The 11600-nt window shown below is 60.0% G+C and carries 8 protein-coding genes and 2 tRNA genes; 4 read left to right on the top strand and 6 right to left on the bottom strand.

From position 1 onward, the window contains the following. Positions 1 to 35 precede the first annotated feature (35 nt). Together DW037_RS01730 and DW037_RS01725 are read right to left on the bottom strand one after the other, a co-directional pair. A tRNA-Lys gene (locus DW037_RS01730) sits at positions 36 to 111 on the bottom strand. Between the two features lie 22 nt (positions 112 to 133). Beyond that, positions 134 to 210 (bottom strand) — tRNA-His (locus tag DW037_RS01725). Positions 211 to 376: 166 nt separating this feature from the next. Between DW037_RS01725 and DW037_RS01720 the strand changes: the two genes are divergently transcribed. Then, entirely contained in the window at positions 377 to 1558 is a 1182-nt protein-coding gene (locus DW037_RS01720; RefSeq protein ID WP_118372675.1) for a pyridoxal phosphate-dependent aminotransferase, read from the top strand. A gap of 17 nt (positions 1559 to 1575) precedes the next feature. After that, positions 1576 to 2013, top strand: coding sequence for an ROK family protein (locus DW037_RS01715; RefSeq protein ID WP_233542213.1), 438 nt, complete (start codon positions 1576 to 1578; stop codon positions 2011 to 2013). A 115-nt stretch (positions 2014 to 2128) separates the two neighbouring features. Here the strand turns inward: DW037_RS01715 and DW037_RS01710 are convergent, their stop codons facing one another. The 4 genes from DW037_RS01710 to argS form a co-directional block, all read right to left on the bottom strand. Further along, positions 2129 to 2578 (bottom strand): VanZ family protein, encoded by a 450-nt coding sequence (locus tag DW037_RS01710; protein WP_117583742.1) that lies wholly within the window; start codon positions 2576 to 2578, stop codon positions 2129 to 2131. Between the two features lie 7 nt (positions 2579 to 2585). Continuing rightward, positions 2586 to 3986 carry a hypothetical protein gene (locus DW037_RS01705; protein WP_117583743.1) on the bottom strand — a complete coding sequence of 467 codons (1401 nt, stop codon included), beginning with the start codon at positions 3984 to 3986 and terminating at the stop codon, positions 2586 to 2588. Between the two features lie 313 nt (positions 3987 to 4299). Then, a complete protein-coding gene (gene rho, locus DW037_RS01700) occupies positions 4300 to 6855 on the bottom strand; it encodes a transcription termination factor Rho (RefSeq protein WP_370448154.1) in 2556 nt (851 codons plus the stop codon). A gap of 786 nt (positions 6856 to 7641) precedes the next feature. Beyond that, a complete protein-coding gene (argS, locus tag DW037_RS01695; RefSeq protein WP_117716824.1) occupies positions 7642 to 9495 on the bottom strand; it encodes an arginine--tRNA ligase in 1854 nt (617 codons plus the stop codon). A gap of 342 nt (positions 9496 to 9837) precedes the next feature. Here argS and DW037_RS01690 point away from each other — a divergent pair, with 342 nt between their 5' ends. Both DW037_RS01690 and DW037_RS01685 read left to right on the top strand, forming a co-directional pair. Then, positions 9838 to 10323, top strand: coding sequence for a CarD family transcriptional regulator (locus DW037_RS01690; protein ID WP_089572030.1), 486 nt, complete (start codon positions 9838 to 9840; stop codon positions 10321 to 10323). A 356-nt stretch (positions 10324 to 10679) separates the two neighbouring features. Continuing rightward, positions 10680 to 11438 carry a transposase gene (locus DW037_RS01685; protein ID WP_158552035.1) on the top strand — a complete coding sequence of 253 codons (759 nt, stop codon included), beginning with the start codon at positions 10680 to 10682 and terminating at the stop codon, positions 11436 to 11438. Positions 11439 to 11600 lie beyond the last annotated feature (162 nt).

The raw sequence follows: 11600 nt of genomic DNA, 5'->3' as shown, positions 1-11600 counted from the left end.
AGTCCGTCGTAGCGGACTTTAGAGGAGATATCGTGTGGTGGGCCGTCAGGGGGTCGAACCCTGGACCTTGGGATTAAGAGTCCCCTGCTCTACCAACTGAGCTAACGACCCGATATCAACACGAAGCAAGAACTGGGGTGGGTAAAGGGACTCGAACCCTCGACCTACGGGACCACAACCCGTCGCTCTAGCCAACTGAGCTACACCCACCGTGTCCTGTGCGCTTCGCACTCGACTATTATTGCAAGGAACGCCACGCGATGCAAGCCCCAATTTTCAAGAATTTTGAAAAGAGTTTTTCGAGACCATTTCGAGCATTTCCCACCGGTTTCATAGGAGTAAACTTGCCCCACTGCAAATGCTCGAAAGGACCGGCATGAAAGAACTCTCCAACCGCACGGCAACGTTTACCGATTCCGTCATCCGTCGCATGACGCGCATCTCCAACAAGTATGGCGCCGTCAACCTGTCACAGGGCTTCCCCGACTTTGATCCCCCGGCGCAGCTGCTCGATAGCCTCAGCACCATCGCCACCGATCCCAAGCCGCTCTACCACCAGTACTCCATCACCTGGGGCTCTCAGGCCATGCGCGAGGCGCTTGCCGCCAAGCAGGAGCACTTTATGGGCATGCCGATCAACCCCAACGAGAATATTGTAGTCACCTGCGGCTCCACCGAGGCCATGATGGCCGCCATGATGACGGTCACGAACCCCGGCGACAAGGTCGTCATTTTCTCGCCGTTCTACGAGAACTACGGCGCTGACACCATTCTCTCGGGCGCCGAGCCCATCTATGTGCCGCTCAACCCGCCCACCTTTGACTTCGACCGTGAGGTCCTCGAGGCGGCCTTCCGCGACAACGATCCCAAGGCGATCGTCCTATGCAACCCGTCCAACCCCTGTGGCAAGGTCTTTACGCGCGAGGAGCTCACTTTTATTGCCGGCCTGTGCAAGAAGTACGACGCCTACTGCATCACCGACGAGGTGTACGAGCACATCGTCTACGCTCCCCACGAGCACGTCTATATGGCCACGCTGCCCGGCATGTTCGAGCGAACCATCAGCTGCAGCTCGCTGTCTAAGACGTACTCCATCACCGGCTGGCGCCTGGGCTACACCATTGCCCCAGCCCAGATCACCGAGCGTATCAAAAAGGTCCACGACTTCCTCACCGTCGGCGCCGCCGCGCCCCTGCAGGAAGCCGTCGTCACTGCCCTCAATTTCGACGACAGTTATTACCAGGAGGTCCTCGACCTCTACACCGCCAAGCGCGACCTATTCTGTCAGGGACTCGACAGCATCGGCCTCACGCACAACGTGCCGCAGGGCGCGTACTACGTGATGATGGACATCTCTGAGTTTGCCTATGACAGCGACCTCGACTTCTGCGAGGATCTGGCCTCCAAGGTGGGCGTGGGCTCCGTTCCGGGCTCCAGCTTCTTCCGCGAGCCCGTCAACCACCTCATCCGCTTCCACTTTGCCAAGCGAGACGAGACGCTCAACGCAGCACTGGAGAACCTCAAGTTCCTGCGTGATAAAATCAAACCGCGCGGGTAAGGACGGCCCGGCACTAAATGCACCCCGAGGCCGGCCACATCCTGGTCACGCGCGACCCGCGCGACACCATCGGCGAGCACAGCGGCTGCCCCTTCCACGACAACTGCCTCGAGGGCCTCATCGCCGGCCCCGGCGTTAAAAGGCGCTGGGATGGCAAGAGCGCCGGAGACATGGCCGATGACCCGGAGGCCATGGATCTGCTCGCCGGCTATCTGGCGCAGGCGCTCATGACCTTCATCCTGTGCTATGCGCCGCAGAAGATCGTCATCGGCGGCGGCGTGGTCGACCACACCCCCATCGTGCCGCTCGCGCGCAAGAAGTGCGCCGAGATGCTCAACGGCTATATCGTCACGCCCGAGGTCAACGACATCGATACCTACATCGTCAACAACAGCCTCGAGGGCAAGCAGGGCATCATGGGCTGCCTGGCCCTAGGCGCACAGGCGCTTCAGTAACAGACGCACCCACAGGGCGTGGCGCACCCGGCAAATCCGACCTATGGAACGACGCCGCCACACCTCATATAAGCCCTCCAATAAAAAAGGCCGCCTAGGACCAAACAATGCGTCCTTAGGCGGCCTTTTTGGCGCACATCAGCGACCGTAAGAGATATCGGAGCACAACGCCCGTTGCCGCTCCACAGCAGTCGATCATCACATCAGTGATCATGCCGGCGCGTCCCGGCACAAAGAGCTGAATCGTCTCGTCGATCGAGGGAATCAGCAGCAGGAACACTGCCGTGGGCAGCAGCACGTCAAAGGTGCGTCGGCCCTCAAAATCAAAGGCGTGCGTTGCCAGGATGCCGAGCACCAAATACTCGGTAAAATGCGCGCACTTACGAACAACAAAGTTGGTCACCCATTCATATGGAAGTCCCACGCCGTGCAGGAAACCGCGGATAGCTTCCATGACCGTTAGGCTCAGTGAGCCCGACCCCGAGCCGGGAACCAGCGAATTGCCCCAGATCAAGAGCGCCATCAGGCAGGTTACGACCGCCCATTTTCGATTGATCTTAACCATGCAGAAGTTATGCCTCCGCACGGAGCGGCGCGAAGCTGGCGGTACCGCCCTCGATAACGCTCAGATAAGCACGGCCCGTACGCTTGGCGGTAGAGGACTGAAGACGCTCGATCTCTTCCTCGAGGATCTGATTGACGCGCTCGTGACGACGATTTTCCATAATGCCGGCGGCAATAGCCTCGGCCCGCTCGATGCTCTCACGCGAGATACGGGCAGTATCCTCGGGGAACACAGCGCTGTGACGGCCGACATAGGCGGGGGCAGCAGGCTGAGGGGCAGCGACGGGAGCGGGGGCTGAAACAGGAGCAGGCTCGTCAATCTCATCCAGAATCGCGGTGGCGGCGGCCCACATACCCTCGTGGCCCGAGTAATCGGCCATGGGGACATCAACCTCGAGCGAGGCGTCCGGAAGGTCGCCGGTGTCGATGCGATCTTGGGCATCAATCGATGCGGTGATGGCTGCAGGCTCATCGAGGTCATCGAGATCGATGCCCGCGGCACCGGAGATGATAGGCATGCTGGCGAGGTTTGCATTGTACGGCGCAGCCTCAGCCGCCTGCTGCTGGGCAGGAGCGCCCCAAAGCGAGCTTTCGGCGGCACGGCGGGCGGCAACAGCCTCCTCGTCCGCGGTCATGGCTTCATCAACGTACGAATTATCGGCAGAAGCGTTCGCGTCCGCCGAGGTAGCGCTGTAGGCGTTATTGACCGCCGCATTGGCAACGAGTGCCACGAAAGCCGCCGTGCTGCCCGCAGGGGCGGCCTGGGAGCCCGACACGGCGCGTGCCGCGGCGGCGATATCATCGCGATTGAAGGAGCCGGTCTGCCCGCCGTTGGTGAGCTCGTCGATGGCGACTTGATAGACGTCGCGCGAGCGTGCAGGGTCGCAGCTCACCGGCGAATCGTCGTCGAGCATGCTGTCGATCATGGACCAAGCCTCGGCCTCGTCCATAGCATCTGCGGCTCGAGCGATGGTAGGGACACCATCATCGGCATGACGGCGCTGGAACGCACCAGTCAGGCCGGAAAGGAATGCCGAGGTAGACTGCTCCGACTGAGCCTGAGAAGCAGAAGCCGCAGCGTACGGAATCGCATCCTGCTGCTGAGCTGGAATCGAGGCGGTCTTGAACTCGCTTTGATGCTGATTGAGATTGGCGGCACCGCCCATGGCATCGGGCTGGAACAGACGCTCTTCACGCTGCGCACGATACTCGGAGATACCCAGCGAGGCGGCATAGATACCCACGCCCGCCACCGCGCCCACGGCGAAGGGAACTGCACCCGCCACGACCGTCTCGTTCACCGACGAAAACGGCAGCGTCGCGGCATACATAACCACGGGAGCGGCAAGGCCGATCCCGCACGAAAGTCCGGCAAGGACTGCTCGTTGTGTTGCATCAGAAGAAGCCATGAGCTCTCCCCATCTTCCAGCACCCAAATCGCATCATTCAGTTGGCTGCGCGAGAGAAGATGAAGCGGGGCTATGCCCCAAAGCAACGGTATATGGTTCGTTTCATCTGCGTTTTCCGTCGCGAAGCTTAAAAGTTATTATGCGAAACCGTCCTGTCGATTGCAAGTGACGATGTCGGATTGAAACGGGAAACCTGCTGCTCGTCGGTCTTACGGTCAAAAATAAGCGCGGAGCGGCGCTATAGAAAAGGGCCGAGGCTCAAAGCCCCGACCCTTTATCGCATTGATGACTATCGCTGCGCGTGGATGACAACCTAGAACGTCTGCTCGTAGTCGCTGTGTTTTTTGGCCGAACGCACCAGGAACTCCTGGTTGGTGTTGGTGCCCTTAAGACCCTTGATAAACGATGCGGCTGCGCGCTCGGTGTTGTTCATGCCGGCAAGAATGCGACGCAGACCAAAGACAAACGGACGCATCTGCTCGTCGACCAACAGGTCCTCGTTACGCGTACCGGAGGCAACGGGGTCGATAGCCGGGAAGATGCGGCGGTCGGCCAGGTCGCGGTCGAGCTTAAGCTCCATGTTGCCGGTGCCCTTGAACTCCTCAAAGATGACCTCGTCCATCTTGGAACCGGTGTCGATGAGGGCAGAGGCCAGGATGGTAAGCGAGCCACCGTTCTCGATATTGCGGGCTGCGCCCAGGAAGCGCTTGGGAGGATACAGTGCCGCCGAATCGACGCCGCCCGAAAGGATGCGGCCTGAGGCGGGCGCCGCCAAGTTGTAGGCGCGGGCAAGACGCGTGATGGAGTCGAGCACCACCACAACATCGCCGCCCAGCTCCACGATGCGCTTGGCGCGCTCGATAACGAGCTCTGCCACGCGAGTGTGGTTGTCGGCGGGCATATCGAAGGTCGACGCCACAACCTCGCCCTTGATGGAACGCTGCATATCGGTGACCTCTTCGGGGCGCTCGTCGACGAGCAGGCAGATGAGGTGCACCTCGGGGTTGTTAATCGAGATGGACTGGCAGATCTTCTTGAGGATCGTGGTCTTGCCGGCCTTGGGCGGGGACACGATCAGGCCACGCTGGCCCTTGCCGATCGGCGACACGATGTCGATGGCGCGACCGGTAATGGAGTCCTTGCCGTGCTCCATGCGCAGCGGCTCGTTGGGATAGACCGGGGTGAGGTCGCCGAACTTGGGGCGGTTGCGAATCTGCTCGGGGTCCAGACCGTTGACGGTCGTGATTTTGGCGAGGCCGGCGCGCTTGTCGCCGCCGCGCGAAGGACGCAGCGAGCCCTCGATGACGTCGCCCGTGCGCAGGCGCGCGGAGCGGATGAGGTAGGCGGGCACGAAGGCGTCGTCGTTGGACTTCATGTAGCCATGGGCGTGGATGATGCCGGAGCTATCCGGGCGAATCTGCAGAATGCCCTTGATGTCGCGGAAGCCCTCGGCCTTCGCGGCGGTGACGTAGATCTCCTCGACGAGCTCGGCTTTCTTCTTGCCGGTCGTCTCGATCTCGAACTCCTTGGCCTTCTCGCGCAGTTCGGCGACCTTCATGGCAGAGAGCTCCTCACGCGAAAGCGTGGGCTCGGTGGGGGCGGCGTTACGCTCCTTGTTGCGCTGTTTGCGATCGCGCTGGCGGTTGCGACGGTCGTTGTTGCGCTCGTCCTTGCGCTCGTTGCGCTCCTCGTTGCGCTTGTGCTGGCGACGGTTGGGGCGAGCGTTGTCATCGGCCTCAGCGGGCGCGGCGCCATCGGTTGCGGCGGCGTCGGCATTGGCCGCAGCGGCGTCATTGGCCTCGGCGCCGGAATCAATCTGCGCTTCGACATCAGCCTGCTGCTCGGCGGCCTTGGCCTTAGCGGACTTCTTACGACCGCGCTTGGGCTTCTCGGATGCAGGCTGTTCGACGTCCTGGGGCTCGGCGGCATCAGTCGATACATCGGCGGTCGCCTCGGTGGAATCCTCGGACGCGCCCTTCTTGGAGGCCTTAGCCTTGGACGTGCGCTTAGCAGCGGTGCGACGGCTGCGACCGGGACGGACGTCGGCGGGCTCGGCATCGGCGGGAGCGGCCTCGGAAGTCGTAGCATCCTGGACGGGTGCATCGGCAGCGGTTGCAGACTCGGCGGTCGCCGCAGCATCCCGAGCGGCGGCGGCTGCGGCTGCGGCCTTCTCTGCCTCGACGAAGGCCTTGGGCTTGCGACCGCGACGGTGCGGGCGCAAAGCCGGATCGACAACGGGAACTTCGCTGGCCTCGACAGGCACAGCGGGCTCAGCAGGCGATGCGCCCTCCCCTGCCGCGGAACGGACCGAAGCCTCAGTGAGCTCGGGGGCTACCTGTTCCGCAACCTGCTCGGCCTTAGCAGCCGTGCGGCGGCGTGTGCGCGGTGCCGGCTTCTCGGTCGGCAGGTCGGCGGCAGGGGTCTCGGGCACAGACGGAGCTGCAAGCTCGGTCAGAGCCGCGGCCTCGCGCTCGGCAGCACGACGGCGGGCGCGCACCACCTGAGCCTCGCTAATCTGCGCCAACGCACGTGCCTGCGCGACCTCATCGGAAATCGGCGCCGAGGAGTCAGCTGCAACGGTGCGCTTGGCGCGCGTCGTGCGCGTGGTACGGCGCTTGGGCTTGGTGACCTCCTCGCCGTCAGTGGCAGGCTTGGCCGTGTGGCGCGTGAGCTTGGGCTTTGCCGGAGCAGCCTCCTCACCAGTTGCAGGCACGGCCTTCTCAGCCGCCACAGGCATAGGCGTCGAAGCAGCCTTAGGCGTCTCAGGAGCCGAGGCTTGCGCAGGCGCCGCGACCTGGTCCGACGCAACCGGTGCAGCGGGAGCGGCCTGCGTCGTCGTTATTTCGTTTTCTTGCTGTTGATCAGACACAGTGTTTGCTCAACTTTCTTTTCAAGCCCTGTAATCACATGCTCCCTGCATAAACCTTCAGGGCGGCTAAACAGTCTAGTTCCGTTCAAAACGACGGATATCATTGATCTGTATCGAGATGATTGCGTCATATACGCAGCGTTAGTGTAACACAACCGCAACCACCTGCAACTTAGTCATTGGACGTTCTTAAACGCCCAGTCATCAGGGACACTCCTCCTCAAAAGCGCCTTGAAATGTCGCGCCAGAGGAGTGAAGCCGTGGCACCCGGAATAGCCGCGCCACGAATCGCGCCCATCTACTACGTTTGCACCCGAGCCCCTGACCATACCCTTGTTTTTTCATAAACAACGAGTCTGCTACCTGCGGTTTTAATATCGTACTTTTCGGCATGGTTCGGGATATGCGTCCAAACGTAGGAGATGAGCACGATTCGCGGCGGACGGTATCCCGCCACCCCTCCGCGAGACAAAAATGATCCATTTTCCTCCGTCCCCAAGGGACAATTTTCAAAACTACGCCGGATTACGGGGCCAGAATGCTGCAAGCAACCATACCCTGCATTTTCAAGAAACAATAAACCGTCTAGCTGCGGTTTTATTTTCACTGCTGTCGCTATGGTCGCCAGGCAGCGATTCAGCCCCGTAAACCGGTATAGTTGCGATTTGGTAGCATTTTCCAACACGCCTAAAAGCCCCGCCAAACGAAAAAAGCCCGACCTCCGCATGGAGATCGGGCTTATAGGGTTCAGCAAAGCCGAACCTACACGGTCAAATGACCCGCAGATTACATCTGCTCGGGCGCGGAAACGCCAACGAGGGTAAGCACCAGGGCGAGCGTCACGCGGACGGCGTCGCAGGCGGCCAGACGGGCGCGCGAGAGCTCGGGGTCGACGGGACGGCCCTCGCTCGGCAGAACCTGGCAGGCGGCGTAGAAGCTGTGGAAGTCGCCGGCGAGCTCCTCGGCAAAGTGCGTCAGGCGGAACGGGGCGCGATCGCGAGCGCAGCTGGCAATCAGGTCGGTGAGCTCGTTGAGCTTACGCGACAGGGCGAGCTCGGTCGGGTCGGTCAGCAGCGAGTAATCGACGTTCTCACCGATGGCCTTGGCGGCGACGGCCTTCATGCCCATCTCGGCGGCCTGCTCGGCGGTAACGTCGGCGGCACGGCGCAGGATGGAGCACACGCGGGCGTGAGCATACTGCACGTAATAGACCGGGTTGGAGTTGTCGCGCTTCTTAACGGCCTCAATGTCGAAGTCGACCATCTGGTTGGAGCTCTTGGAGATGAGCGTGTAGCGAGCGGCATCGGAGCCGACCTCGTCGACGAGCTCCTGCAGGGTCACCATGGTGCCCTTGCGCTTGGACATACGGACGGGCTTGCCGTTACGCAGCAGGTTGACGAGCTGGCCCAGTAGAACCTCGAACTTGCCGGGGTAACCCAGAGCGTCGCAGACGCAGCGGACGCGCTCGATGTAACCGTGGTGGTCGGCGCCCCAGATGTCGATGACGTGATCGACGCGCTGGAACTTATCCCAGTGATAGGCGACGTCGGAGGCGAAGTAGGTGTACTCGCCGTCGGACTTGATCAGGACGCGGTCCTTGTCGTCGCCCAGATCGGTGGAGCGGAACCACAGGGCGCCGTCCTTGGTGTAGAGGTAGCCCATCTTGTCGAGCTTCTCAAAAGCGCGGTCGACGGCGGAGGTGCCGGCGGTCTCGCCCTCGGTGTCCTTCACATACAGCGAGCGCTCGGAGTACCAACGATCGAAGTCGCAGTTGACGGCGTGGCAGAGGTCGCGCATGTTGTCGACCATCTTCACGTAGCCGCGCTCACGGAAGCTCTCCATACGCTCCTGCGGATCGGCGTCGACCCACTTGTCGCCGTCGGTGCGCCAGAACTCGGCGGCCTCGTCGATGATGTAGTCGCCGCCGTAAGAGTCCTTGCCCAAGGTCTCGGCAAAGTTGTCCTGATACGGATGGGTCTCGGGGTGCTCGTCGTTCTCGTCGGCAACAAAGGCGTCACGGTCGGCGATCAGCAGCTTGTGAGCCTCGTCGATATCAACGCCCTGCTTGGCGATGATGTCGGCAAGCTGCATATAGCGCGTGCTGATGGAGTTGCCGAAGGTGTTCATCTGAGAGCCGTGGTCATTGATGTAGAACTCACGCTGGATGTCGTAACCGGCGTGGTCCATGACGCGGCAAAGGGAGTCGCCCAGAGCGGCCCAGCGGCCGTGGCCGATGTGCATGGGGCCGACGGGGTTGGCGGAAACGAACTCAACCTGGGTCTTCAGGCCACCACCGACGTTGGACTTAGCGAAGTCCATGCCCTTCTCGCGAGCCTCGCCAAAGATGGCATTCTTGACGGCAACGGAGAGGTAGAAGTTGATGAAACCGGGGCCTGCGATCTCAACCTTCTCGATCGCGGGATCCTCGGGCATATGGGCAACGATGGCCTCGGCGATCTTGCGCGGGGCGCAGTGGGCCAGCTTGGCGGACTTCAGGGCCATGGTAGAGGTCCACTCGCCATGAGAAGTGTCAGCCGGTCGCTCGATAGCGCAATCGTCAAGTTCAAATGCGGAAAGGTCGCCGGCCTCCTGGGCCGCAGCAAGCGCAGCGCGTACCAGCTCTTCAATCTTCTCGGGCATAGATCCTCCTTGTGTTAAAGCCCCCGAGCTCTTGGTCACTCGTAGGGCAAAAGCCAGAGTTTGTAGCACTCTATCACAAGCGAGGGGCACTGTCGCAGGGTAAAGCCAATCGAAATTGCATATGCACAAAATTGACTACAGCTTGTATGGAGTCACTCAAAGATGCCGGTCTGCCTGCAGATTATGCACGCGTTGAAAATGCATAAAGGTGTGAATGAGCTGTGTCTTTTATCGAATACTCTTACCTATCAGAGTTGTGTGCTTTTCCTGCATAAAGCGAGGATTTGCGCACGTCAGCGTGTTATTCTAGACATACGTAAATTCGTATAAGTTGGAGGTAGCATGTTCTCAATCGGTCAACACGTCATTCATCCGGGTCAGGGAGTCTGCACCGTCGTCGGTTTTAGGGACGACACGCCGCAGCCCATGTTGTTGCTCGAGGCCAAGCAGGGGCATGCGCAGACGATCCTTATGTACCCCGTGGCGCAGGCCGACCGTCTGCATGCCGCCATCTCTCAGCAAGATGCCGAGCATCTGCTGAGCCACTATGACGAGCTGGAGTGCGACACCTTTACCGAGCGCAACAGCTCGCTTGAAGAGACACACTTTAAGCAGCAGCTCAAGCTGGGCGCGCCCGAGACGGTCCGCGTGGCAAAGACCATGATGCACCGCATTCGCCAGGCCGAGGAAGCCGATAAAAAGCCCAGCTCTTACTATATGCGTGTACTCAAGGAAGCCAAGCGCCGCTCCATCGAGGAGTTCGCCGTGGCATTGGGCGTCACCGAGGAGGCCGCCGAAGCCCGCCTAGCCCAAGCCGCCCTCAACTAACCTGCCAAAAAGGGACAGGTTTATTTTGGCAGGTTCTATCTGGCCAAACATCAACAAACAATCAGTAAATGGTCGGGTGCTCCGTTTTGTTTAAGAGCGCCCGACCATTTTTCTATCGCCGCAAAAATGCGTGAAGCCCATTTGCGATGACATCACGCGAGGGCCGTCCAGATCGACGTAACCAACGCCCGCATCCACAACAAGCGCGCCCGTCTTACTCAATTACCATTAAAAAGCATCAATTTGAAAACGCAATTATATTTCGGCAGGTAGCAGCTATAGTCGGTGAACTGAATCTCGACAACCGAAGCCCCCGAATGAGGTATCTTCAGCCCATCCAAGCTAAAGGAGGGGCCATGCCGAGAAAACCTCGTTCAAAGTCACCAACCGGTTATTTCCACATCACGTTGCGTGGAAACGGAGGGCAATTGCTGTTTGACGATGCCGAGGACCGAATCGCCATGCTTCAGATCCTCGATGCGATCCTCCCCAAACACAATATCGAGCTTATCGCTTGGTGCCTTATGGGAAACCACATTCATCTGCTCATCGACGATCCGGACGACCGCAAGAGCGACGCGATGCATGCGATAGCCGTATCGTATGCGGGCAGGTACAATGCGCGGACGGGGCATATCGGCCACGTGTTTCAGGAGCGGTTTTGGGATTCGCCCATTAAGTCAGAAGTATATTTACTCGAGGCAATTCGATACATTCATTTGAATCCACAAAAAGCGGGACTGGCAGCATACGACGAATATCCCTGGAGCAGCCATCGCGAGTATCTCATGAGTGCCAGGTCACGGCCGCATGTTACCGGCAGCGTTGTCGGTGTTATATTCCCAACACCTCGCTCATACCTTCGGCTCATGGAAAGTACGCCGTCGCTTCCCTATCGCCCCAGCGCAACAGCCAAGGTTCGCGAGGAAGATCTATGCGAATTTGGCACGGCAATCGTGCAGAGTGTCGCAGGATGTGCTCCGACGGAACTCAAATCCGCCTCCAAGCCACTTCGCAATGAGGCGATTCTCGCGCTTCGAAAACAAGGGCTAACGATTAAGCAGGTTCAGCTGCTGACCGGACTGGGAACATGGATTATCAAGAACGCGTCGTAGCGTCGCGTTTGCCGAGTTACGGATACGGCGAAGCGCAGCTGTCTGCCGCGAGGCGCCGCCATTCGCCAGCTTCACCATGTCAAACAGAAAACGCTTCCGCTGAATAACATCCAACGGAAGCGTTTTCCCAGATAAAACCTACCAAAATAAACCTGTCCCTTT

Origin of the sequence: Collinsella sp. AF39-11AT (assembly GCF_003474585.1) — a bacterium.
Classification (GTDB): Bacteria; Actinomycetota; Coriobacteriia; order Coriobacteriales; family Coriobacteriaceae; genus Collinsella.
The sequence above is the reverse complement of the archived record's forward strand: the minus strand, read 5'-3'. Positions and strand labels throughout refer to the sequence as shown.

Coding starts and splice junctions, on each gene's coding strand:
- DW037_RS01720 (WP_118372675.1), top strand. CDS start 377: ATGAAAGAACTCTCCAACCGCACGGCAACGTTTACCGATTCCGTCATC.
- DW037_RS01715 (WP_233542213.1), top strand. CDS start 1,576: ATGCACCCCGAGGCCGGCCACATCCTGGTCACGCGCGACCCGCGCGAC.
- DW037_RS01710 (WP_117583742.1), bottom strand. CDS start 2,578: ATGGTTAAGATCAATCGAAAATGGGCGGTCGTAACCTGCCTGATGGCG.
- DW037_RS01705 (WP_117583743.1), bottom strand. CDS start 3,986: ATGGCTTCTTCTGATGCAACACAACGAGCAGTCCTTGCCGGACTTTCG.
- argS (WP_117716824.1), bottom strand. CDS start 9,495: ATGCCCGAGAAGATTGAAGAGCTGGTACGCGCTGCGCTTGCTGCGGCC.
- DW037_RS01690 (WP_089572030.1), top strand. CDS start 9,838: ATGTTCTCAATCGGTCAACACGTCATTCATCCGGGTCAGGGAGTCTGC.
- DW037_RS01685 (WP_158552035.1), top strand. CDS start 10,680: ATGCCGAGAAAACCTCGTTCAAAGTCACCAACCGGTTATTTCCACATC.